The sequence below is a fragment of the Undibacterium sp. Xuan67W genome (genome assembly GCF_049340165.1).
Taxonomy (GTDB): domain Bacteria; phylum Pseudomonadota; class Gammaproteobacteria; order Burkholderiales; family Burkholderiaceae_D; genus Undibacterium.
Genome location: NZ_JBMPPN010000005.1, coordinates 108,266 through 132,666, shown reverse-complemented (window position 1 = coordinate 132,666; position 24,401 = coordinate 108,266). Strand labels below are relative to the sequence as shown.

General features: G+C 47.2%; 23 protein-coding genes. 4 read left to right on the top strand and 19 right to left on the bottom strand.

Annotated features, from left to right (window positions below; translation table 11 throughout):
- Nucleotides 1-279 precede the first annotated feature (279 nt).
- Nucleotides 280-2,592 (top strand): NADP-dependent malic enzyme, encoded by a 2,313-nt coding sequence (locus ACO0LE_RS06490; RefSeq protein ID WP_422959601.1) that lies wholly within the window; start codon nucleotides 280-282, stop codon nucleotides 2,590-2,592.
- Between the two features lie 197 nt (nucleotides 2,593-2,789).
- On the opposite strand, the gene ACO0LE_RS06485 is transcribed toward ACO0LE_RS06490, so the two are convergent.
- From ACO0LE_RS06485 to ACO0LE_RS06470, 4 genes are all read right to left on the bottom strand, one after another.
- Nucleotides 2,790-4,376 carry a methyl-accepting chemotaxis protein gene (locus tag ACO0LE_RS06485; RefSeq protein ID WP_422959600.1) on the bottom strand — a complete coding sequence of 529 codons (1,587 nt, stop codon included), beginning with the start codon at nucleotides 4,374-4,376 and terminating at the stop codon, nucleotides 2,790-2,792.
- A 371-nt stretch (nucleotides 4,377-4,747) separates the two neighbouring features.
- Complete coding sequence (locus tag ACO0LE_RS06480) at nucleotides 4,748-5,650, bottom strand: 5'-nucleotidase (protein WP_422959599.1); 903 nt, start codon at nucleotides 5,648-5,650, stop codon at nucleotides 4,748-4,750.
- A gap of 106 nt (nucleotides 5,651-5,756) precedes the next feature.
- Nucleotides 5,757-6,167, bottom strand: a complete 411-nt coding sequence (locus ACO0LE_RS06475) for a DUF2237 family protein (RefSeq protein WP_422959598.1) — start codon at nucleotides 6,165-6,167, stop codon at nucleotides 5,757-5,759.
- Nucleotide 6,168: 1 nt separating this feature from the next.
- Nucleotides 6,169-6,570, bottom strand: a complete 402-nt coding sequence (locus ACO0LE_RS06470) for a thiol-disulfide oxidoreductase DCC family protein (protein ID WP_422959753.1) — start codon at nucleotides 6,568-6,570, stop codon at nucleotides 6,169-6,171.
- 185 nt (nucleotides 6,571-6,755) lie between these two features.
- On the opposite strand from ACO0LE_RS06470, the gene ilvD reads away from it, so the two are divergent.
- The gene (gene ilvD / locus ACO0LE_RS06465; protein ID WP_422959597.1) at nucleotides 6,756-8,618 is read left to right on the top strand and encodes a dihydroxy-acid dehydratase; all 1,863 of its coding nucleotides are present in this window, start codon (nucleotides 6,756-6,758) and stop codon (nucleotides 8,616-8,618) included.
- A gap of 1,026 nt (nucleotides 8,619-9,644) precedes the next feature.
- Here ilvD and ACO0LE_RS06460 read toward each other — a convergent pair.
- The 6 genes from ACO0LE_RS06460 to cadR all read right to left on the bottom strand — a co-directional run bounded on the left by ACO0LE_RS06460 (nucleotide 9,645) and on the right by cadR (nucleotide 12,743).
- Nucleotides 9,645-10,070 carry an ankyrin repeat domain-containing protein gene (locus ACO0LE_RS06460; RefSeq protein ID WP_422959596.1) on the bottom strand — a complete coding sequence of 142 codons (426 nt, stop codon included), beginning with the start codon at nucleotides 10,068-10,070 and terminating at the stop codon, nucleotides 9,645-9,647.
- An 83-nt stretch (nucleotides 10,071-10,153) separates the two neighbouring features.
- Nucleotides 10,154-10,444: a hypothetical protein gene (locus ACO0LE_RS06455; RefSeq protein WP_422959595.1), complete on the bottom strand. Its 291-nt coding sequence runs from the start codon at nucleotides 10,442-10,444 to the stop codon at nucleotides 10,154-10,156.
- A gap of 96 nt (nucleotides 10,445-10,540) precedes the next feature.
- Complete coding sequence (locus ACO0LE_RS06450) at nucleotides 10,541-10,798, bottom strand: hypothetical protein (protein WP_422959594.1); 258 nt, start codon at nucleotides 10,796-10,798, stop codon at nucleotides 10,541-10,543.
- 105 nt (nucleotides 10,799-10,903) lie between these two features.
- A complete protein-coding gene (locus ACO0LE_RS06445) occupies nucleotides 10,904-11,221 on the bottom strand; it encodes a hypothetical protein (protein ID WP_422959593.1) in 318 nt (105 codons plus the stop codon).
- Nucleotides 11,222-11,342: 121 nt separating this feature from the next.
- Nucleotides 11,343-11,615, bottom strand: a complete 273-nt coding sequence (locus ACO0LE_RS06440) for a hypothetical protein (protein ID WP_422959592.1) — start codon at nucleotides 11,613-11,615, stop codon at nucleotides 11,343-11,345.
- A 636-nt stretch (nucleotides 11,616-12,251) separates the two neighbouring features.
- Complete coding sequence (gene cadR / locus ACO0LE_RS06435) at nucleotides 12,252-12,743, bottom strand: Cd(II)/Pb(II)-responsive transcriptional regulator (protein ID WP_422959591.1); 492 nt, start codon at nucleotides 12,741-12,743, stop codon at nucleotides 12,252-12,254.
- Between the two features lie 87 nt (nucleotides 12,744-12,830).
- On the opposite strand from cadR, the gene ACO0LE_RS06430 reads away from it, so the two are divergent.
- Nucleotides 12,831-15,197 (top strand): heavy metal translocating P-type ATPase, encoded by a 2,367-nt coding sequence (locus ACO0LE_RS06430; RefSeq protein WP_422959590.1) that lies wholly within the window; start codon nucleotides 12,831-12,833, stop codon nucleotides 15,195-15,197.
- A 38-nt stretch (nucleotides 15,198-15,235) separates the two neighbouring features.
- On the opposite strand, the gene ACO0LE_RS06425 is transcribed toward ACO0LE_RS06430, so the two are convergent.
- Both ACO0LE_RS06425 and ACO0LE_RS06420 read right to left on the bottom strand, forming a co-directional pair.
- Complete coding sequence (locus ACO0LE_RS06425; RefSeq protein ID WP_422959589.1) at nucleotides 15,236-15,703, bottom strand: cupin domain-containing protein; 468 nt, start codon at nucleotides 15,701-15,703, stop codon at nucleotides 15,236-15,238.
- A gap of 74 nt (nucleotides 15,704-15,777) precedes the next feature.
- Nucleotides 15,778-15,900 (bottom strand): hypothetical protein, encoded by a 123-nt coding sequence (locus tag ACO0LE_RS06420; protein ID WP_422959588.1) that lies wholly within the window; start codon nucleotides 15,898-15,900, stop codon nucleotides 15,778-15,780.
- Between the two features lie 512 nt (nucleotides 15,901-16,412).
- Here ACO0LE_RS06420 and ACO0LE_RS06415 point away from each other — a divergent pair.
- The gene (locus tag ACO0LE_RS06415; protein ID WP_422959587.1) at nucleotides 16,413-17,771 is read left to right on the top strand and encodes a pectate lyase family protein; all 1,359 of its coding nucleotides are present in this window, start codon (nucleotides 16,413-16,415) and stop codon (nucleotides 17,769-17,771) included.
- A gap of 142 nt (nucleotides 17,772-17,913) precedes the next feature.
- Here the strand turns inward: ACO0LE_RS06415 and ACO0LE_RS06410 are convergent, their stop codons facing one another.
- The 7 genes from ACO0LE_RS06410 to ACO0LE_RS06380 form a co-directional block, all read right to left on the bottom strand.
- Entirely contained in the window at nucleotides 17,914-18,429 is a 516-nt protein-coding gene (locus tag ACO0LE_RS06410; RefSeq protein ID WP_422959586.1) for a hypothetical protein, read from the bottom strand.
- 244 nt (nucleotides 18,430-18,673) lie between these two features.
- A complete protein-coding gene (locus ACO0LE_RS06405) occupies nucleotides 18,674-20,098 on the bottom strand; it encodes a M64 family metallopeptidase (RefSeq protein WP_422959585.1) in 1,425 nt (474 codons plus the stop codon).
- A 206-nt stretch (nucleotides 20,099-20,304) separates the two neighbouring features.
- Nucleotides 20,305-20,838 (bottom strand): PRC-barrel domain-containing protein, encoded by a 534-nt coding sequence (locus tag ACO0LE_RS06400; RefSeq protein ID WP_422959584.1) that lies wholly within the window; start codon nucleotides 20,836-20,838, stop codon nucleotides 20,305-20,307.
- A gap of 215 nt (nucleotides 20,839-21,053) precedes the next feature.
- Entirely contained in the window at nucleotides 21,054-21,605 is a 552-nt protein-coding gene (locus ACO0LE_RS06395; protein WP_422959583.1) for an NADPH-dependent FMN reductase, read from the bottom strand.
- Nucleotides 21,606-21,706: 101 nt separating this feature from the next.
- A complete protein-coding gene (locus ACO0LE_RS06390) occupies nucleotides 21,707-22,744 on the bottom strand; it encodes a zinc-dependent alcohol dehydrogenase family protein (RefSeq protein WP_422959582.1) in 1,038 nt (345 codons plus the stop codon).
- A gap of 343 nt (nucleotides 22,745-23,087) precedes the next feature.
- Nucleotides 23,088-23,414 carry a chaperone modulator CbpM gene (locus ACO0LE_RS06385; RefSeq protein WP_422959581.1) on the bottom strand — a complete coding sequence of 109 codons (327 nt, stop codon included), beginning with the start codon at nucleotides 23,412-23,414 and terminating at the stop codon, nucleotides 23,088-23,090.
- Nucleotides 23,411-24,379 (bottom strand): DnaJ C-terminal domain-containing protein, encoded by a 969-nt coding sequence (locus ACO0LE_RS06380; RefSeq protein WP_422959580.1) that lies wholly within the window; start codon nucleotides 24,377-24,379, stop codon nucleotides 23,411-23,413. The genes ACO0LE_RS06385 and ACO0LE_RS06380 overlap by 4 nt, the downstream gene beginning before the upstream one ends.
- Nucleotides 24,380-24,401 lie beyond the last annotated feature (22 nt).

The window sequence follows — 24,401 nt, the reverse complement described above, 5'->3', positions numbered from 1 at the left end:
GTGATCTAAGATACTGCAATCGGCGTTTAGTTCTATTTACTATCAAACTGAGTGCAATGATAGATATTATTAATAAATTGGGGAAATTGATTGTTTGTACCAACGCAATAGGAAATAGCTATATCAATCGCTGTTGCGATCAAGAATTGAATTTAGTTATGTTTAAAAGTCATAGAAGTCGTACAAATACGTATAAAGTTAGAGGGAACCCTCTGCTAAAATCACAGACCATTCGTAAGTAATAAGTAAGCAAGCAAATAAAAAGAGAGGCCGCAGAGTATGGATTCGTCAGCAGATCAAAAAGAACTTTTACGTCAACAATTGCGTCATGCAGCCCTGGAGTATCACGAGTTTCCTACTCCCGGCAAAATCAGCGTCACACCGACCAAACAATTGACGAATCAACGTGATCTGGCTTTGGCGTACTCTCCCGGGGTGGCTTCTCCTTGCGAGGAAATCGTTGCAGATCCGGCAAATGCATTCAAATATACGGCGCGTGGCAATCTGGTCGGCGTGATCACCAACGGTACTGCAGTGCTTGGACTGGGCAATATTGGTCCGCTGGCGTCCAAGCCGGTGATGGAAGGTAAGGGCGTTCTGTTCAAAAAATTTGCAGGTATCGATGTATTCGATATTGAAATCAATGAACTCGATCCAGACAAGCTGGTGGATATTATCGCTTCGCTGGAGCCAACCTTTGGCGGCATTAATCTGGAAGATATCAAGGCACCCGAGTGTTTTTATATCGAGCGCCAGTTGCGTGAGCGCATGAAAATTCCGGTCTTCCATGATGATCAGCACGGTACAGCTATCATTGTCGGTGCCGCGATTATAAATGGCCTCAAAGTCATCGGTAAAGACATCAAAAATTGCAAACTTGTGGTCTCTGGCGCTGGCGCTGCGGCGCTGGCCTGTCTCGATTTGCTGGTTGATCTCGGTTTTCCAATTCCCAATATCTATGTTACGGATCTGGCTGGTGTGGTCTACAAAGGTCGTGCTGAATTGATGGATCCGGACAAAGAACGTTTTGCTCAGGACACTTCAGCCCGTAGTTTGAAAGAAGTGATTGAAGGCGCGGATATTTTTCTCGGCTTGTCCGCTGGTGGCGTACTGAAAAAAGAGATGGTCAAGGTCATGGCGGATAAGCCATTGATTCTGGCGCTCGCGAATCCGACACCGGAAATTTTGCCCGAAGAAGTTAAGTCGGTTCGCGACGATGCCATCATGGCGACGGGGCGTTCTGATTTTCCGAATCAGGTGAACAACGTCCTGTGCTTCCCTTATATTTTCCGCGGTGCGCTGGACTGCGGTGCGACGACGATTACCCGTGAGATGGAGATCGCCGTGGTCTATGCGATTGCCGAACTCGCTCAAGCCGAGCAATCCGATGTGGTCGCATCGGCTTATGGTATCGCCAATCTGAGCTTTGGTCCTGAATATCTGATTCCCAAACCATTCGATCCGCGTCTGATGATCAAGATCGCGCCAGCCGTGGCGAAAGCGGCGGAAGAGTCCGGTGTAGCGGCGCGTCCGATTAAGGACATGCAGGCGTATGTCGATCGTTTGCAGCAGTTCGTCTATCACAGTGGTACCTTCATGAAGCCGCTATTCCAGGTCGCGAAAAAAGCGCCTGATGAACGCAAGCGTATCGTCTATGCCGAAGGTGAAGAAGAGCGTGTTCTGCGAGCGGTTCAAGTGGTCGTCGATGAAAAACTGGCGAAACCGATTTTGGTCGGTCGTCCGAATGTGCTCGACCAGCGTATTGAGAAGTTTGGTTTACGCTTGAAAGCAGGGGTTGATTTTGAAGTCATCAATCCCGAGTTCGATCCTCGTTTCCGCGACTACTGGCAGACCTATTATGAAATGACCTGCCGCAAAGGTAATAGCCAGCAGTATGCCAAGCTGGAGATGCGTCGTCGCCACTCCCTGATTGGTGCGATGATGATCCATAAAGGTGATGCCGATGGCATGATCTGCGGGACCTTTGGTACCACGGGTTTACATTTGAATTATGTCAATCAGGTATTGGGCAAGCGAGAAGGCGTGAATGTCTATGCTGCGATGAACGCCTTGGTGTTACCCGATCGTCAGTTAGTTCTGGTCGATACGCATGTGAACGAAAACCCTAGCGCAGAGCAAATCGCTGAGATCACCATACTTGCTGCCGAAGAGATGCGTCGTTTTGGTGTCAAGCCGCGTGCAGCCTTGTTGTCGCATTCAAATTTCGGTTCCAGTAACAGCGAATCCGCGCAAAAAATGCGTGCCGCTTTAGCGATCATTCAACGTGACGCACCAGATCTGGAAGTTGACGGCGAGATGCATGGTGATACCGCACTGGACAGTGCTTACCGTACTAAAATGATGCCAGGCACAACCCTGAAGGGTGATGCGAATCTGCTGGTGATGCCGAATATTGATGCGGCCAATATTGCCTATAATTTGCTGAAAACTACTGCCGGTAATAACGTCGCAATCGGTCCTATTCTGCTTGGTTGTGCAAAGCCTGTACATATCTTGACGCCGTCTGCGACAGTGCGTCGTATCGTCAATATGACAGCGCTCTGTGTGGTAGATGCGGTTGCGCAGCGCTAAGACTGATTAGAATGTTGCTTGCCTACGTCTGAGTGAGCCTGTCGAAGTAAATCGCAGCTCTCTGCATTGAGGCATGAAAAAGCCGGAAATCTTTTAATGGATTTCCGGCTTTTTTATTGCGTCCGGGCGGTAATGCTTCTCCGGACTTTTGTTGATTCTTTGCGATCTTTTATGATTCTGGATGATTGGGTATCAGATCAACGCGCTGCCTGTGGCGCGCGCCTCACTTGTAGCGAGCTACTCAGCTTGAACTGCCTTACCACCTCGGCCAGGCTTGCTGCCTGATCTTGCATCGACTGCGCTGCCGCCGCGGCTTGCTCGACCAAAGCAGCGTTCTGCTGCGTCGCTTCATCCATCTGCACGATGGCATCATTGACTTGTTGGATGCCTGAACTTTGTTCTTGCCCTGCCAAAGTAATTTCGCCAACAATCGTGACCACACGTTTAACACTGGCGACAATTTCTACCATGGTGACACCGGCTTTCTCAACGAGCTTGCTGCCGTTATCCACCTGGTCGACGGAGTCATCGATCAGGGTTTTAATTTCCTTGGCAGCGCTTGCACTTCTTTGTGCCAGATTACGGACCTCCGATGCGACTACGGCAAAACCACGGCCTTGCTCACCGGCGCGTGCCGCCTCTACTGCCGCATTGAGTGCCAAAATGTTGGTCTGGAAGGCGATGCCGTCGATGACGCTGATGATGTCGGCAATTTTTTTAGATGATTCATTAATGGATCCCATCCGCTCTACGACCTGATTGACAACGATTCCCCCTTGGGTAGCAATGTCAGATGCGGATACGGCTAGTTGATTTGCTTGACGTGCGCTCTCCGCATTGTGTCTGACCGTAGCGGTTAGCTCTTCCATGGTAGATGCTGTTTCTTCGAGTGAACCCGCTTGGCGCTCTGTACGGTTGGATAGATCTAAATTACCGCTAGCAATTTCTTCGGAAGCGTTGGCTATCGTGTCAGTACCAGTCCTCACTTGATTCACGATTTTAAGTAAATTGTCATTCATCGCTTGCAGCGATTTTAATAAAAGTCCGGTCTCATCGTTAGATGTGGATTCTATGTGTGCAGTCAGATCACCTGATGCGATGGTTTCTGCAAAAGCAACTGCCTGATTCAAGGGGCGCGTAATACCGGCTGCAAGACGCCATGCAATGAACCAGCCTAACAGAAATAGTGCGCCACCAAAAACGAACAATATAAGACGACTTTGAGTTTCAATTTCTTGGATTCTTTCAGCCATTTTATTGATGCTAGCTCGCTGCAAATCCAGCAATTTTTGCAAAAGATCTAGGTAGCTAGCTGCCGATACCGAGTAGGTTGTTTCAAAAATTTTGTTAGCTTCGTCAGTATTATTATCTGCCTTCGCCTTGGCGATTGCATCTCTCGCGGCAATATAGTTTTTTCTAGTTGAAGTTAGTTGATCAAAGACCTTGCGTTCCTCATCGCTGGTCAGCAAGCCTTCAATTGTTTTTTGTAACTCTGATGACTGCTTACTAGACGCCACTGAATCGTTTGCAAAATAGGCACTCAGACTCGAGTCAGAGCTTTTGGCAATTGCGGTCGTGCGCCTGACGCCGGATTGAATTACTCGATACCAATCGGACACAAGTCGTTCTTTTGTGAGGGGTGTTTTTAAAATGGTTGCGGTAGTGTCTGCAACTTTGGAAAGCTGCAATAAGCTAAGACCCAAGAGTACGATCATCGACATCAAAATGAAGGCAAAACCTAAGCTAAGTCGCTTACCAATTTTCATGTTGGCGAAAAGATTCATTTTTTTCTTTCATTAATGATGGCTAATTAAATGACGAGTATGACGATAACGCACTAGAAGGTAATGACGATAATAAGATGTTTGCGCTGCAGGAAATTGGTAAAAGGAAAGGGCTAAATTCCTATCGCTTCGGTTATTGTTGATGATACTTTGCGTCGCATAAATACGGTAGATTTTATTTAGTTTGTTCGCTGGCCGATGTATCCCTTTGCCACTCATGCTTATTTGGTATTGAAGACGTTGTTGATTTTGGCATTTCAGTTACTCTGGGCAGTATATTTTCAATACCATTGATGGAAAAGCGGTACGGTCCTGTTTTCGACGGGCAAGTGGGGGAGTATAAGTTATTGTCTCAATATAAATTGTCCCCGTTACTGCTTGATCGGCACACGTCCCGTAGCGACGACGCTTGATGCGCGTTCGCAATGTCCATGCTGATCATCAAAGAACATGTGTGGTTTAAATGCGCCTAATACAGCGGATTTGTGGACGCCGCCCATGAAGAAGGTTTCGTCAATCGCGATGTTCCAGGCGCGTAATGTGCGGATCACGCGTTCGTGGGCTGGCGATGATCGTGCCGTGACAAGTGCTGTTCGTAAGGGGAATGCTCTGCCATCGGCACTTTTAAAATTATTTTGCAGGAAAGATAGCGCCACTAGCAGGCGGGCGAAGGGGCCTTCCGGTAAAGGTTTGTTCGCATTGTCGCGCTCGTGTCGCTCGAAGGCTTCGATACCTTGTTCTTGATAAATCCGCTCGGATTCATCGGAAAAAATAACGGCGTCACCATCAAACGCAATCCGGATTTGCTCCAGTTCTTGCTGCGGGTTATCAGGAATTCCGTAGAGCAAAGCGGCTGCTACACCGGAGTTGATGGCAGCCTGCACATCGTCCTCATGCAGCGATAAAAACAGACTTAGATTGAATGCTTGTAAGTAGGGTGATAAAGATGCGCCACCAACCAGTGCGGCGCGTGAGATATCTAGCCCGTAATGCTTAATCGAGTTAAAAATGCGTAAAGAGGTTTCAGACGAATTGCGCGACATGATCACAACTTCAACCAGACGGTGCTCCGGTGTGAGTGTATTCAGATGCAACAAGGCCTTGACCAAGGCAAAACCGGCACCGGGTTTGAGAATAGTGTTTTCATTGACCAGCTGATGCTGCCGGTAGGCGGCCAACCCCTGATGCTGAAAAATAGCTTCTTCGACTTCCAGGTCAAACAGGGCGCGGGAAGAGATGCCAACGACTAATAAATTATCAAGCGAAAAAGCCATAAAGGTCCGTGATATTGGTCAGGTGATCGGTCAGTTTGTTGTGTGCGGTGCAGACCCGCAACCGGTGATGCGCGGGCAGATGCGGATGTAGATGCAGATATCGTGATCAGGTATTGGGCGAAAGTTCGTCTTGCCCCGTTCGGCTATCAAACTGCTCCAGAATTCCCAGATCAACCAATTGCAGCACTTTCATATTGGTGCTCTCCAGCACGACCAGCGGTGCGACACCGTCATCCATTGCCTCTAACCAGCGATTCGCGCACAGGCACCATTGATCGCCGGGTTGCAGGCCGGGAAAGTTCCATTCCAGGCGCGGCGTCATTAAATCATTACCGCGACTTTTGCTATACATTAAAAAACCAGCACTCATAATCGCACAGACGATATGTGTGCCGACATCTTGTTCGTTCGTTTTACAGCAACCATCACGAAAAAATCCCGTCAGCGGATCAAATGAGCAGGGGACGAGTGGCTGTCCAAAGACGTTCAGCGCGGGTATAGTAGCGGGCGAGGTCATATCAGATCGATTCCTGTTGAGGTTGGTGTTTTAGGGTACGCTTTTTCGCCCATGCGAGCGCGCGTGGACCAATTCTCGCAGAAATTGGATGCCTGTATTTGGCGAATAGCTGGTAACTAAAATTCAGTACTGGGCGCAGCCACCGCCGGGAGTAAATCCACGCCAGTCTTTTAAATCCTGCTCTCGCATAGGCTTCTGCAAAGACGTCGATGCCTTTAAAAAGTTCACCGTCATCCAGTCGCCCGTGGATTTCTGCCATGGCTTTTTCGCAAGTCAACCCATGACACTCAGGAGCATAATTCGTGGATGAAATATCGATGAAACGGAGCAACTTTTTCTGGTTGTGATCTTGTAGTAAGAGAATTTCTGCCATACAAAGAGGACAGGCACCATCGTAAAACATTGTTAGTATTTGCACAGGATTCTCTATGTGGTTACATCGTTGAGACAGGATACCGTAAGAAGCCATTTTGGATTTGTACGGAATTTAATTGATATGTAAGTCGACCTAATAACGACTAAATCACCTATTTGACAACAAAATCATCTAAGGGCATCCTAGACAAATATCTATTTAGGAGAGACTTCATGCCGCAATATCGTTCACGTACTACCACTCATGGTCGCAACATGGCTGGTGCCCGCGCATTGTGGCGCGCTACCGGCATGAAGGACGGTGACTTTGACAAGCCCATTATCGCCGTTGTGAATTCTTTTACCCAGTTTGTGCCGGGTCACGTGCATTTAAAAGACCTTGGACAACTGGTCGCGCGTGAGATCGAGGCTGCGGGTGGCGTAGCAAAAGAGTTCAATACGATTGCAGTGGACGACGGTATCGCAATGGGCCACGGCGGGATGCTGTATTCGCTGCCATCGCGTGATCTGATCGCGGATTCTGTCGAGTACATGGTGAACGCACATTGCGCCGACGCGATGGTCTGTATTTCCAATTGCGACAAAATCACACCAGGTATGTTGATGGCTGCGATGCGGGTCAATATTCCAGTCGTGTTTGTCTCTGGTGGTCCGATGGAAGCAGGCAAAGTTTTAAAAGTCGTCAACGGTTCGCAAAAAATAATTAAGCTTGATCTGGTCGACGCCATGATCAAAGCGGGTGACAGTAGCGTGAGTGATGCCGATGTAGCTGAGATTGAGCGTTCTGCTTGTCCGACCTGCGGTTCTTGCTCCGGCATGTTTACTGCCAATTCGATGAACTGCCTGACGGAAGCCTTGGGCTTGGCACTGCCGGGCAACGGCACAATCCTGGCCACCCACTCTGATCGCAAAGAATTATTCTTGCGTGCAGGTCGCCTGATTGTCGATATCGCCAAACGCTATTACGAGCAAGATGATGCTTCGGTCCTGCCGCGCAATATTGCGACCAAAGCCGCGTTTGAAAACGCGATGGCACTCGATGTATCGATGGGTGGTTCGACTAATACAGTATTGCATTTGCTGGCAGCCGCACATGAGGCCGGTGTTGAATTTAGCATGGCAGACATCGACCGTATCTCGCGCAAAGTTCCGTGTCTGTGCAAAGTTGCGCCGATGACGGATAAGTACCATATCGAAGATGTGCATCGTGCCGGTGGCATTATCAGCATCCTCGGTGAACTGGCGCGCGGCGGTTTGCTCGACACCAGCTTACCGACCATCCATAGCAAAACCATGGGCGATGCGATTGCCAATAACGACATCATCTGTACACAAAATCCTGCGGTGCACCAGTTGTTCCGTGCGGCTCCCGGTGGTGTGCCGACACAAACAGCTTTCTCGCAATCTGAACGCTTCGCGTCATTGGATACCGACCGTAGCACAGGCTGTATTCGCGATAAAGCCCACGCGTATTCTAAAGACGGCGGCCTCGCTGTTTTATACGGCAATCTGGCAGAAAAAGGTTGTATCGTAAAGACCGCCGGTGTGGATGAAAGTATCCTCAAATTCAGCGGAAAAGCGCGGGTGTTTGAGAGCCAGGACGCGGCGGTGGACGCCATCATGGGCGATACGGTACATGAAGGCGATGTGGTCATCATCCGTTACGAAGGTCCAAAAGGCGGCCCCGGTATGCAAGAGATGCTGTATCCGACGTCGTACATCAAATCAAAAGGTCTGGGCAAGGTCTGCGCCTTATTCACCGATGGCCGGTTTTCCGGCGGCTCCTCAGGTTTGGTAATCGGCCACGCCTCGCCAGAAGCAGCAGAAGGTGGTGCAATTGGTCTGGTAGAAGAAGGAGATATGATTGATATCGATATCCCTGAGCGTCGCATCAATCTGCGTATCAGCGATACCGCACTGGCCTCGCGTCGCGCTGCGATGGAAGCCAAAGGCGATGCAGCTTGGTTGCCAGTCAATCGTGATCGCTATGTGTCGCAAGCATTGCAGGCTTATGCAGCACTCACGACCTCAGCAGATCGCGGCGCTGTGCGTGATTTATCACAATTGAAGAAATAGACTTTTGAGGAGCGGTTTTGAGGAATGGGACGGTCGTTGTCTGTAAATAATCAGTGTTGGTTTTGGGTTGAACTGAGAGCGACTGTCTTATTGAATCGTTTTTTTTCTCGGCGAACGCAGCGAGAAGTCTAAGGCAGAAGATTGTGTTTGTATTCGCTACTCATTGCCTGCGTGCCACGTCTGACTTCTACGAATGATGAATCAAAGTATGAACGAAAATGTTGTTTTTTGGCCGCCATTACTGCATTAGCCACGTTCGTTATCTCATATGTGATGAAAATCGCAAAATCTTTCAAGCTTGCGCAAGGATGGCATTACTTATTCAGTTTCACTGGACTACAGCGCGGCTTTTCATTTTGGGGAGTGGCTTGCAATTCTTTGCTTGTCACCGTCGGGTGAACTCTTGAAATGCAAGACTTAATCACCTTTGATTTTGACGGAAGTTTTAGCTGATTGGTTTGGGCGCTTGGCAGCCAGTAGCGATCTTCGAACGTACGTTTGGTTCAGACTGAAACCGGACAGTGAAGTGGTATTTTATGTCAAGCCGAAGGGGGGAGATTGGTCTGCTTCGACGTCGACTGTGCCATCAAAGCTATTAATTTTGTATACCGCATCAATAGCATTTGCCGCCAGATGATCGCCGGAATTGTGATAGCTAAAAGAAAACCACGCCATATTTCCAATTGAAGTCCGAATACTGGAATTGCTATAGCTAAAATAGATACTGACAAGCCCGCGCAGGTCGTCATACTGACGAAATGCTTCGCTATTAACTCCGCTCGAACTAACGGTTTATTGTCGCTACCACGTATAAGAGACAATCGCCCTCGAACACTTACTTGGTAGGATACCCAGAGTTGAGCGACGCCGAGGGCGACAATAACTAAATAAATCAAAATTGTGAAAAAAGTCATATGAGCTTTAACGTTGAGGTGCCGATATCGCGGCCACCAATAAATTAATAAAGAGAGTAGTCATTGTTGGAGATTCCCCGCCCATCGTAAAGTTATGTGGCTGCAGATTGAACTAGGCATTTTTTTGCAATAGCCCGAGGATAAGCCTGCCTTCTTCATCGAGTCTCTCTTTTGCAAGATCAAGTGCTGTAAGTCCCATCCAACCGGAGCATTTTGGATCTGCTCCAAGTTGCAACAATAATGTAGTCATGTCGATGGAACATGTCCCGACTGAATATGCCAAAGGCGCATGATCCTGCCATCCATCTCCATCCGCTTGTCCATTGACGTCAGCACCTATACTTACTAAGTATTCAACCATAGCGAGCTGATTATTCGCCGCAGCAAAGTGCAATGGTGTTCTCCCACAAAAATCTAATGCATTGATAGCGCAACCTTGCGATAGGAGTGACTTGGCTTCTGCGAGGTCACCAAATTGTGCCGCTTGATGTAACCGAGTATCCACATCGGCTTCTGAAGAAATATTACCTAGGCGCATAACACAGAGGTGCCGGGATCGCCGTCACGATAAAATTTATAAATAGCGGGATCGCTTTTGGCGATTCCCTGCCAACCGTCCTGTTAAAGCTCACGTACATTTTCTATCCATATTACTTCGTTTGGATGATGATCTTCAATTGTTTCAAGTGCTCCATCCAGTATATTTTGCGTCTCACCGCAAAGGGGATAATTGAAACGCGACACATTGCGGCATTTTAGATTGCCATAGTCAACTTCAGAAATTGCGTCGGAGCCGCACCAAATTGCCGATATGCTCGCATCAGCAACTTGTAATGCATTCATTAGTCCAGTTGGTGTAATCGCGAGGAAAATCATATGAGCTTTAACGTTGAGCTGCCCGGCACTGCGCATACTGCGCTGAAACCGAAGAGTAGTTAATTGAAAAATCGGCTCTTGTCGAGACACCGAGTTGCGCAGTGTCCGTGCCGAGCGTGACGTTAAACATCTTCATATTGGCTCCAAATCATTTGGAAATTTGCTCGCATTCGTCCACTCTTCTTCAACAAAATCCCTATTTAGATCGCGTCGATGCCAAGCTCTATTTAAATGCGAAAAGACATGCCCCAACTGAATTCTCAAAACAGTTTCGTCGAATTCCGGATCTTTTTCCATATCAACGATTAGTGCAGCTAAATGTTCACGAGCGTCTTCAAGTTCGTACATTAACCCTGCCCATTCAACAGGATTCGCTTCCTTGTTTATCATGAACGTTGATTCCTCATTGATGTTTAACGCAACGGTTAGCGGATGGCCGCGCGCAAATTAATAAAACACTGAGCCGCGCCTCGGCGTGTCCGATCGACCATTTTGTTAGCACTCGTAACGTACATCAAGACCTTGCCATTTAAGTTCATCTAAGACCGCTTTTGAACGCAAAACAACTTCTTGCCAAATTGGCGATATGAGCATTTCGTTGAGCGTATCTGGTAAAGCACTCACTCGACAATCGAAGAAGCAATTAAATTCGAAAAGGACTTTTTGTTCGGACTCAGAAAACTCATTTAAAAATTGTGAATCAGTTGGGTGATAGAAATCACAAAACCATTGATTTACTAACTCGTTCGCGACATTTACATTCGCAGTATTTTGATACTCCAGTTGATCTGTAACGGAAGCGATCAACTGCATAGTATTTATAATGTTGACTCGGAGTGGCCCCATGGGTGCTAACGATTGAAATGAGAGGCGCGCAATTTTTGCGTGTCCGGCCCGCGCTTTTTGCGGGCAAACTCGATTGATATGTTAGCGGTCATAAATTTTCCGTATTGTTAATTGGAATTAATGCTGATACAGCACCAAGACTTCCAAATACAAAACCAGATGTGAGTATATTGAAAACGCCCCAATTCATTGCGATTCCCCAGAATACAGAAAAACTTGCAGCCCAAAATGTACTGTAAAGAACAACAAAAAAAGTTTGTCGGGAACGAAATCTATAACCGCCACGAGCGCGTTGAACCCACGATTCAAATGGTCCGCAAAGAACAGATGAACTCAAAATCAAAATCAAAACTGACTCCATACTAAAGACAAATCTCCATTCAATCAAAGATTGTACGACGCTTACCAATGCAATAATTAGAGCGCCGAGCGTTGTGAAGTGGATGAATCTGCGGAATGTACCGGATAAAAGAGTCCAAAATTGTAAGCTCGCCGAGAACATAGTGATTGAACGCTAACTTCAAGTAGAGTGAAAAAAATTCCGCCTATCCTGGCGAGATAGTTCCTTCGAAACTGTTGCTCTGTAATGCTTTCAGCAATATGCTGTAATTTTTATCAGTACTAAATAACCAGGAAAAGCAGACAGCTTTCATGGACGCCGCGCATTTCACTTTTGAAGCAATTTCCCAACAAGCGAAGTTGTTCGATTGCCTTGAAAATTGCCTGCGTGACAAGTGCGATAGATTACGCACGACTTGAGTCTATATCTAGTGGATTCGAAGGGTGGTCCGCTTTCGTCTCTATGCGGACGCTCAAGAAAACCATTTGATCAGCGCCTTTGAGCACGAAGCAGCCGATCACCAGACAAAGCCCGTCAGACCCAATGTGGACCACTACAAATAATTGACGAACAAATACCAAATAAAAAAGAGCCTCAAGCTTAGTCTGAGACTCTCTTTTTGACTACATTTGTGGCAGTACGATTACATGAATTCAATCAATGACAGCCACCGTGATGTGTACCCAGATTAGCCGGTGCACCACCATCGGCGCTTGCCAGACTCTGCAATATCCCGCAATCACTGCTCGCTTGTACGTGCTGACATAGGCTGCGCAGTTCACTTAACTGTGTTTGCAAATTGCTGAGTTCAGCGATTCTGTGTGCTACATGATGGATATGTTCGTCCAGCAGCGTATTCACTTCGGCACAATTTTCTTGTGGTGCGTCGCGAAACTTTAACAAGTGACGGATTTCTTCCAACGTCATATCGAGTGAGCGGCAGTTGCGAATAAATTGCAGTCGCTCTACATGTCCATCGTCATACAGTCTGAAATTGCCGTCTGAGCGCGCTGGCGGCGGGAGCAATTTTTCTTTTTCGTAATAGCGCACGGTCTCTACCAGACAGCCTGTCCTTTTCGCCAGTTCACCGATTTTTAAACCGGCGCTGGTTGCTGTGTTCTGTTCCCGATTTATTAGATTTTTAGTCATCAAAATGCCTTTATTTCTAAATTGCACTTGACTCTGTAGCTGCTACAGGGTCTCTAATGTGCAATATACGCTTATTTAGGAAACAGCATGCCGCACGACGACCATTCGCATCACCATTCATCCGATCAGAAAATTGATGATGAACCTGCTCATCAGCCCCATCCTGACGATCATCATCAACATGGACATAGCTGCAGCCACGATCATTCGCATGCGTCTGACGCTGCATCGGGCAATCACAAGCTTGATGTCGACCTAGTCGCTGACAAGACAGACTTGATCGCGGCAGCTGGCAGTGTGAAATCCTTATTCTCCATTGAAAATATGGATTGCCCGACTGAGGAGGCGTTGATACGCAATAAGTTTGCGAACATGGACGGTATCAGCAAACTGCACTTCAATTTGATGCAACGTAAATTGACAGTGATTCATCTGCCAGATCAGCTGACCCAAGTTCAATCCGCATTGAACGCGATTGGAATGGATGCGGTGTTGTTGGAGGATGCCGCTTCCATCGGTTCGAACCTGCCAGCGCAATCTCAAACCTCATCTGCTGCAACGCGAAAAAAATGGATATTGCTAGCGATTGCGGGTGCGGCTGCCTTGATCGCCGAAGTGATCGCATTGGTCAGTGGCTCTGATCGCTCATGGCCTATTGTTCTGTTGTGCCTGTGTGCTATTGGGTTGAGTGGCTTGGGCACATACAAGAAGGGTTGGATTGCATTAAAAAATGCAAACCTCAACATCAATGCCTTGATGTCTATCGCAGTGACGGGCGCGGTCGTTCTGCAGCAGTGGCCAGAGGCGGCAATGGTCATGGTCTTATTCACATTAGCGGAAATGATCGAGGCCCTGTCACTGGACCGTGCGCGTAATGCGATCCGCGGCTTGATGGCGATGACGCCTGAACAGGCGACGGTATTACAAGCCGATGGCAAATGGGAAGTCATCGCGGCGGCGAGTGCGCAGCTCGGCGCTAGCATCCGGGTTGCGCCTGGCGAGCGGATACCGTTGGATGGTCTGATTAGTAAAGGACAATCAAGCGTGAATCAGGCTCCGATCACAGGCGAGAGCATGCCAGTAGAAAAAGTGCCTGGCGATAAAGTATTTGCCGGTACGATCAATCAGACGGGTTCTTTTGACTACACGGTGACGGCATTACAAAATGATTCCACCATGTCGCGCATCATTCACGCGGTGGAAGAGGCGCAAGCTAGTAAAGCGCCGACCCAAGGTTTTGTGGATCGTTTTGCGAAGATCTATACACCTTGTGTATTTTTGATCGCACTGGCCATCGCCATTGTTCCGCCATTGGCAATGGGTTTGCCATGGATGATCTGGTTTTATAAAGCGCTAGTCTTACTGGTGATTGCCTGTCCTTGCGCGTTGGTAGTTTCTACCCCTGTTACCGTGGTCAGCGGATTGTCGGCTGCTGCCAAGGCCGGTATCTTGATCAAAGGCGGGCGTTATCTGGAGGAGGGGCGTTATCTCAAGTCAATTGCGCTGGATAAAACGGGCACGATCACACAAGGTAAGCCAAAAGTAACTGACGTGGTAGTGATGACGGGCACCGAGGAAGACAGCTTGCGTCTTGCAGCCCAGTTAGCGGCGCGCTCTGATCATCCGATGTCGCTTGCGATTCATGCCTATTGGCGAGAAAAAAGTGGCGATGTGTTGACGGGTGAGGTCACTGAGTTTGAAGCGCTGACCGGTCGCGGTATCAAAGGTCGCATTGCTGCGCAATATCACTATCTTGGGAATCATCGTCTGATCGAAGAATTGGGTATCTGCAATCCAGAAATCGAGACCGCGCTGAATCGCCTGGAAGCAGAAGGTAAGAGCGTCGTCATGTTAAGCAATGACATGCACGTCATCGCACTGGTTGCTGTTGCCGATGCAGTGCGTGATACCAGTCGCGCTGCGATTGCGGAATTACATCAACTCGGCATCCGAACCGTGATGCTGACAGGCGATAACACATTGACCGCGAAATCAATCGCACGCCAGACCGGCATTGACGATGCGCGTGGGAATTTGCTACCAGAAGACAAACTGGCAGCGATCAAACAAGAGACCGCCGAATACCGTACTGTCGGTATGGTAGGTGATGGTATCAACGATGCTCCGGCATTAGCGCAAGCCAATATTGGCTTCGCCATGGGTGCTGCCGGAAGTGACACTGCTCTGGAAACTGCCGATGTCGCTTTGATGGATGATGACCTCAGAAAGATCCCACAATTTATCCGTCTGAGTCGCAGTACCTCCGCTATTCTCAAGCAAAATATCGCGATTGCCCTGGGTATTAAAATCGTATTTTTTGTGATGGCAATGATGGGAGTGGCAACGTTATGGATGGCAGTATTTGCCGACATGGGAGCGAGTTTGATTGTGGTGTTCAACGGCTTGCGTTTATTGCGCTGGAAACAAACTGAATACAAAAAGATAGCGAGATAACCGGAGAATAAAGTCACAGGATCATGGGGGCAATGTGGCTAGTTAGAATGAGGACTTGGCGCCGGTACACCTTGCAGATCGGTCCAGATGTCCTCAGGTTGTGAGCGATCTCGGTGGCATACGCGAGCATGATCCGGATAAGTGATCGTATCAAAAGGTGCTCTGGGTCCCACCACGAGACATTTTGTCGGAGATTGACTTCGGTTTTCAAGAAAATGACCGACCGCTACATTCGCCAGGAATGTAGCAACATCACCTGGATGCAACACCGATTCGTGTGCCCCTTCGATAACTGTTATCTCACCTTCCAGAACGTAGATCATTTCATCTTCTTTGCTATGCCAGTGTTTTTTACTGGAGCGTGACCCCGGCTGCAGAATTTCGATGAATGCGCCAAACTGAGTAAGCTGACCCACTTCACTGATCCATAAGGTCTGATCCGGCTCTGATGTACCAATTGTGGATGTTTCTTCCTTAAGAAACTGGTGTGGACTAAAGACAGGCATGTGACGCACTCCTTTGCCGGTGGCATCGTAGATAGTTTATTAAATAGTGTGATTTCTTAGGAACTGGCTTGGTACTACTTGAGCTCGTTACGTAAAAATAGGCGCAAGCGATCAAGGTTTTGTTCATTCGCAGGCACGACGATAGGACGCACCGCGTCTACCACCTTCACGTCGTCAAACTCCTGAGCCCACAACATTTGAGTACCTTCTTTGTATAGATTTCATCGGGCGTGCACGGAAGAATTTGCTGGGTCCGCATTATCTGATGTTCATTCGTCGGTTTATCCATTGACAATAGCTCCGATGTTAGAAATGTAGATGGAGACGCCTGGTTAAAAAATAGCTGATGGATTTTATTCGTTCTGTTGGAGATGTCGGAGTCTTATGTTTGGGATGGAGCCATAAAGTGCGTTGATATGTGCATGTTGAAGCAAAACTAGCTTAACAAGGCGTTATTTTGGTGCATCTTGTATCAATTTGTAATTTGTTGTCATGATGGATACAAATACTATGAAATTGCTATGAAAGCAATTATTCTCGACAACAATTTAGTTTTCAATATGCAACTAATAAGCAATTTATTGAGAGCCTGAATTGAGGAATTGTCGTGATCATTTTTGTATGTACGGCGAGATCCTGCGTCATCACATCGGCATAAATGAACCTATTTGCCGCCCCATCAATAGATTAAACAATGATCGGAAAAAAAATGAATAACAAGAAGTTGAGATTAATGGCCCTCGCCGCAATCACAGCATGTGGTGCCGCGGGTTCTGCTTATGCGGCGGATTGGCCGTCAGGTTTTTCTAAATGCGCCGATGAGGGAGGCGTTTGTAAAGTAGGAGATCAGGCGCACCAGGTATCGTTCGGCTTAAAGGATAAGTGGGTAATAAAAAACTTGTCTGGCAATGTCAGTTGTTCGGCTGCCAGCTTTGGTGTGACAGCCAGCGCTGACATAAAGGAAAAATGTGCCATCGGTCCCGAGGGCGGACAAGATAGCGGCAGCGGCGGGTCAAATGGCGGTGGATCAGGCACTGGCACCACGCCAGCTGGCTATAGTGGAGGGTTTGCAGGACAAGTTACTGGCGGCGGCACTGTGGCCGCCGTTGTGGTCACTAGCGCCGCACAGATGCAAAAGGTTATCGATGGTTATACGGGTACTGGCGGTCTAGTGATTCGTTATAGCGGTACTTTCGATTTCCGCACGATCCCTGATCCTTGTACTCAATGGAAGAAACCTCAGGGGGCAATTGTTGAAGTCAAAAACAAGGGCAACATTACTATTGAAGGTACCAACGGCTCTGCTGCCAATTTTGGTATCGCGATCAAAGGTGGTTCGACGAACATTATTATCCGCAACATGACGATCGGCCTGTTGCCAGGCTCTATTGACGCGATTGGCATTGAAGGTCAGAGCGGTAAATTCCCCGGCTATGTCTGGGTGGATCACAATACCTTGTTTAGCTCACTGGCGGAGTGCGCCGGCGCTGGCGACCTGGAATTTGATGGGCTGGTAGATAACAAAGCCGGCGCGCATCATCTTACTTATTCCTACAATTACATCCACGATCATCATAAAGTGGGCTTGATTGGTTCTAGTGATAGCGATGCAAGCGACCGCTATATCACCTTCCATCACAATTACTACAAAGACGTCGGCTCACGTGTACCTTTGCAGCGCGGTGGCTACACCCACATGTATAACAATCTGTATAGCGGTCTCAAGACCTCTGGTATCAATGTGCGTATGAGCGGTTATGCTTTGATCGAAAACAACTACTTCGAGAATTCACAAAACCCGGTGACTTCCCGCGATAGTTCCGTGATCGGCAATTGGGAGTTGCGCAACAATAACATTAAGACGCCTGCTGATTTCAGTACCTATGGAATCAAGTGGGTTGCCAGCGATTCCAAGCCTACCCGCGATGCGACGGACTGGGTTACTACAGCGCATTTGCCGATTGGTATCTCGTACAGCTACACGCCAGATGAACCCGCCTGTGTGAAACAAAAATTACCAGCAGTTGCCGGGGCAGGTACATCCCTCGCTAAGCTGAGCTGCAAGTAATCCATAGTTGGTAATCCATTCATACTGGCAGTGATTTGTCTGCGATTTACCCGTAATTGTTTGTACACGCAGGCGTAAAAAAAGCCCTCAGAGATGAGGGCTTTTTTACTTACCGACGGTTATTCATACTAGGTTAGTAATTTCAATCAGGCTTGCGAAAATCATTTTCAATCCAAGCGTTGGCATTACTCATCGAGAGTTTATAGTTCGCGGCGACTTTGACTTTGGCTAACTCATTACGGTCTGCATCATGCGCAGACAGGATGGCATAAGGATCATCGTCATCCGGCACGATATCCAGGCTGATTTTGTAGTCTGCAGTTGCGGTGCTGACCATTAAACTCTTATGCAAAATGGCATGCAGTTGTTGTTCGTGACGACGGATGACTTCAGATGCTGTTTTGACCAGCGTGCCAAATGCGTTTGCATCTAACGGTTTCGGATTTTTTTTGTCGCGCCCCATGGTCCACGGACCAACTAGTGCTGGCTCAGGTTCACCATCCTTGATCATGGCAACCGCCCAGCCCTCATCGTCGTCATTTTTGATAACGCGTGCAGTCCAGCCCTTGTCCTTCCACAGACGTGGTTCTTGAATTTTTTCGTCTGAGTCCTGCTCACTATCTTCAGGTAAATCAACGGGGTCGGTAAAATCGTTCATGCGCTACTTTCTGTCAATGCATTTAAATCAATCCTCGCCGGAGGATTGATTGATGGAGTCGGGTCAATCTAAAAATAAAAAACCTCTTGGATTTTCAAGAGGTTAATGTTGAACGCGTCTTATGTTAAAGCCTTAGCACGTCATCAGATTAAGTGCGACGATTGTAATGCATTTCTCACTTGTCCGATCGCATCAGAATAGCCAACCCTAGCTTGATATAGTTGCTTATTGCTTACTTCATCGCTTACTTCATCGCCTTGGCTGGCGTGGTGTAGAGATCAATGATCGCGCTGATAGCATCGCTGCATACATGGCAAAAGCTGTCGCTACGATCAAACATGATGCATTGCATCTCAGGGCGATAATAGCCTTTCGCTTCATAATTAGCGCCTTCAAAGGCACCTACGACATGCTGATGTGGCGCTTTTGAAAACAAGGCGTTGTTATATCGCAGATCCTCTTTAAATAGTGTGCTCATTTCGGATTCTGGTCTGTTCGCTGCACGCAGGGCAGAGCGCTTCTTCTGATACTCGCGGGAATGTTCCTCGTACACCTCTTTTGGCCACGGGCTAGGCAAAGGTGTACCGGCTTTTACTTTATTTTTCCATTTTAATTGTGCCGGATCTGATAGCGCGGTGACATTCGGCTCCCACGGTTCCTGGCGATTCGCACTGGACTGATAGGCGACAGGGGATGTGTAATATTCATCGGCTAAACCAGCGAAGTGATGACCAAATTCATGAACAAACAAATAATTTGCCCAATCGTTGCCGGCTGCAGCCGTACTGAATTGGCCAAAAATACCACCGCCACCGTAAGTGTCGTTATTCACTAAAATCTCGATGAATTCGTAGGGTGCATATTGCGCAATATCACGTAAGGCACGGTTGTCAGTGGTCAGTACATAACGCTCACTGCCAAAGATGTCGTAACGGGTTCCCAGCGATGATGAGTGATATACCCCGGTCGACGGGCGCGACACGCCAGATTCCTGCGTTGGTACGGCCATCGCCCAGACATTAAAATCTTTTGCTCGCTCACGGAAGGGTGATACCTGAAATAAATGATCCGACAACTTACGCGCATCGTTTTCAAACTTTGTCATATCTGCTGCCGTGTAGCCGTCACCTAAAATCAGCAGATCGACCTTTTGTTCAGATGGACCGCTCACTCGAACTGGGATGACCTTTGCCGGAGCCGTGCCTTGACGGCGAATCACATCCTGTGCATCGGTATCGATGTCGATGCTCCAGGCGACGACGAAGTTATTTTTTTCATCGCGCTTGAGGATGCGAACGCGCACTGGTTTTTCTGGTTTAGGAAAACGAACGGACTCTTGAAATGCACGTTGTACTTTATTCGCTTCTTCCGTACTGCTCCACTCACCAAAAATTGTCGAGAAACCTCGTGAGTACAGTAACTCGCCAGTTTTTAAATCCGCTATCTCGACCTTGTTGACGCCACGGTTGCTATCGTCTATCGGTCGTGCTGGATTGCCTGCCCAAGGCAATGGTTCAATCAGAACTCGCTCAATCGCATAGTTCTCGATGCTGGCATTCCCCGTGTGGACATAGTCAACCCGGACCGTTGCTGGTACCCCGGCATTTGCGGTGATTGATGCGGTGAATAACAAATGCAATGCAGAAAAAAATAGAATCACGGCTTTCATATACACGATCGCTCCGTAGAATTGAGATAGCCGATATTGTATGCTGTCGAGGGAGATTGTGATTCCCGATGATGGCAAAAATTCAGATGCATTCCGATGTGCAGAAAAAGATCGGAGCTTTTAAATGAAAAATCTCTGATAATTTTTCTTATCAGAGATTTAATTTATATTAATGAACTTTGGCTTTTTGAAGCATTCAAAGCGATTTAATTTACTAGCGTTTCAAACCATTTTTGTAACCGAGCTGTTGCAGCGTTTACATTCACTTCAAATTCTTTCCATTTTTTTGCGCTGGCCTTTTTCATTGCGGCTAACTTGTCTTCCGCGCTAGCGACATCTAATTTCATGGCAACGATTTGTTGATCGAGTTTTTGTTTTGTTTCGGCATTCGCCGTCGCCGCTTTTTTCTCAAGTTCGGCTATTTTTGTTTTTGCCTTGGCAATATCTTGTTCTGCGAACGCAATAAATTGATCCCGTTTCGCAGTCTCTGTCGCATAGTCAAAGCGTGGCATCGATTTAACCATGTCTTTCGTTGCTCCGGGCATGACTAGGCGACCGTTTTGATCCATAATTTGCGTGATAGGGATCGCTACATCATGGCGACCAATCCCAACAAATCCACCCGCACCAATGATCAGATAGGACACGCTTTTATCTGGTGCAATGATTACATCTTCTACGATACCAATTTTTTCCTTTTGTTCGTTGTAAATTGCTTTGCCCATAATGTTCTTTTTCACGCTCCATCCTAGGGCGAGTCGACTTGATTCTGTCACTGACACACTGACCGTGCTAGAGCCAGCTACTTGCGCACTTGCGCCATTGGCGAGTGATATCAGGACTGTCATGCAGATTGCGGGTAGTAGATAGCTCGTATTCATGTCGTTCTCTTTTTAGTTGGTTCTTCTTGAAATAGTGGAATGAAGTTATTGGGGAAGATAATGAATTGAATGACTTAAGCCTGAGCGATATGCAGTTTCACCCAAGCTTCAAATGCTTGCATCCACGACTGTAAAAATTGTTTACTATGTTCTCCGATATCACCTTCGGTTGTGAACAGTACATCTGTCGCCTGGATAAAGCCTTCCGGTTGGCCTAAGGTCGGTGCGTTGAGATAGCTAAGAACATTTCTTAGATGTTGTTGTGCCATTGCCGTTCCTGTGCTACCAGGCGACACACCAAGAATGCCAGCGGGTTTGCCGGACCATGCACTTTGACCATAAGGCCGGGAAGCGTGATCCAGCGCATTTTTTAGTACACCGGGAATAGATCGGTTGTATTCCGCGGTAACGAAAATTAAACCTTGAGATGCCTTAATATCGCTCTTTAATTGGCGAACGGACTCTGCCTGATTTGCATCATGGTCCTGGTTGTATAGCGGTAGATTCCCAATATGGAGTTGCTTAAACGAAAAATCGTGAGATCCCATTTTTGTCAACGCATTGGCAAGTTTCTGGTTGAATGAATCTTGGCGCAGACTGCCTACAACGATACCGATTTGATACATATTGCCTCCGGGGAGATTAATTGAAAAAGCCATCTTTACAAATTCGAATAGGACATTTTTAATGAAAGGCACGTCGGCACGGAAATACTCCTGTTACCGAATTAAATTTCGATCATGACTTTTAACGCATGCGTATCACTTGCATGAGAAAAGGTCTCATAGGCATCCATAATTTGGTCGAAACTGAAGCGGTGAGTGATAAGCAATTGAGGGTCAATTTTTTTCGATTGAAGTGACTTCAGTAACATGGGCGTAGTTACCGCATCGACCAGACGAGTTGTGATGGTGATGTTTCTGTCCCAGAGATTTTCTAGATGGAGGTCAACTTTCGTGCCATGTACACCAATGTTGGCGATGGTACCTCCGGGAGCGATAATTTTTTCACAAAGCTCAAACGTAGCGGGTATGCCGACAGCTTCTATGGCGGTGTCGACGCCACGACCATTTGTTAATTTCATGACCGTCTCTGCTGCGTTGCCATTACTGCTATCTACGATTGAGGTGGCGCCGAATCGTATTGCTACTTCGAGCCTATTTACGTTTAGATCTATCATCATGATCTCAGCAGGTGAATAGAATTGTGCAGTAAGCAGTGCAGCTAAGCCAATTGGGCCGGCACCAATAATGGCGACGACACTACCCGGTTGTACTTTTCCATTTAAAACCCCGCACTCAAATCCAGTTGGTAAGATATCACTCAGCATAACTAATGCTTCTTCATCTGATCCGGCAGGGATAGGATAGAGACTGGTATCTGCGTAGGGGATGCGCACAAATTCTGCCTGGGTGCCATCAATCTTATTTCCTAATATCCACCCACCGGTTGTGCAATGCGAGTACATAAGTTTGCGGCAGTATTCACATTTTCCGCAGGAACTGATACAGGAAATGAGTACATGGTCGCCTACTTTGAATGCACTGACTGACGGACCTACCGCCTCAACAATCCCTACACCTTCATGACCTAAAATTCTTCCAGGGACACAGCTTGGAACATCGCCTTTCAATATGTGCAGGTCAGTACCGCATATCGTTGTTTTTGTGACTCTGACTATCGCGTCTGTCGCTTCGATTATTCCGGGTTTGGGTCTCATCTCAACGATGCTTTTTCCAGGTCCTTGGTAGATAAAAGCTTTCATATAATGAATCCCTATTTCAATGGTCTTACTAGAATAATGGCTATACGTTCTTGAACAGATTCCGTCGCTAGTGTTTCAGCTGACGTATCCCCCCCCAAAAACACTACTTGGGCATATCTTGAAGTGGTTTGTTACGATGAATTATTCTCTTACTGCAGCTATTTATCCGTACGTTGCACCACAGAGGAGTTAGTTATTTTTAGATTAATTTTGATTTCATCCGCTTAACTCGTTCTTTAAAAAACGAAAAAAATAGCTGAATGACCTTTATTATTTGAAGAGCGTTTAATCGACGGGGAGTCGATTTTTAAGATGTGATCTTTTGAATTAAATAAATTGATCGCTACAGGCAATGCCATCCGGACTTAGCCTGAAGCGATATGATTTCATTTTCAAGTTCAGCTATACGTCGCATCAATGCGACGGCTAGTACCATGCCGTTTTGATCTAGCTCAAAGTCGTCACGAATTCTGCGCGCATTGCTTGCAGTAATTAATGCTTGCATCGGGAAAGTTTTTTCACTCTGTTCGTTAATTAAGAGCTTGATGAGTTCATTTTCAATGAGATCCTGAATCTCATTTTCCGATAAACCGGACACTTCGATCAAATCACTTTCGGAATAGGCTGATGTATCATCAATCCATGTACGTTCAGAAATAGAAGTAATCATGCCGGTCCTTTGTTGAAATTTGTTCTTGGAAGGAAATCTGATGTGTTTGCCAGCTGTTGATATAGATCGTGGTCTGATTGAGAAATAGTTTTAGGCATCACAATCTGAATCACGGCATATAGATTTCCCATTGATCCATCGGATGAAGGTAAACCTCGTTGCGCTAACCGTAATCGTTGCCCCGATGACGTTCCTGCTCGGACATTTAGTTCTACGTTTCCTGTTATGGTAGGTATTTCAACCTTTGCGCCCAATGCAACCTCCCAGGCTGCAACTGGTACATCAAGATACAGGTCGCGTCCATCTACACGGAAAATGGGATGTGCTGCAATTTCGATTGCCACATAGAGGTCACCCGGTTTACCACCCTGTTGACCAGGGCCGCCTTTTCCTTTTAATCGGAGTCGTTGTCCGCTGACAGCACCCTTGGGAACGTTAATGCGAAATGTACGTGGAACCCGATGTAGCAAGCCTTGTTCGTCGTGCTCCGGAAGTGAAACAGTGAGCTCAGTCTCGCCACCAGCGTATATTTTTTCTAGCGATACTGAAATCGACACGGAATAGTCTTCGCCAGAAACAGGGAAGTTTCTATGCTTCCGCTCAGTGCCTTTGTTCCCTTGTGATCGTGAATCAAAACCGTTCGATCTGAAAGCGCTAAAGATATCTGCCAAGTCGACGTCATCGAAGGTAGATGCTCCGGAAGCATAGTGTTGTTGCCAATCTGGCGGAGGCGTAAAGTTTTCACCGTTAGTATGTTTTCCAAGTTGGTCGTACTCAGTACGTTTTTCCGGATTTTTTAGAGTCGCATATGCTTCCGCTGCTTCTTTAAATTTTTCTTCGCCTTGAGGATCTTTCGACACATCTGGATGGTATTGGTGAGCAAGCTTACGATAGGCTTTTTTAATATCACTTGTGCTAGCAGTTCGTGGAACTCCAAGGATCTCGTAATAGTCTTTGTATTTCATTGCAGTCCTTGGTAACGAATGC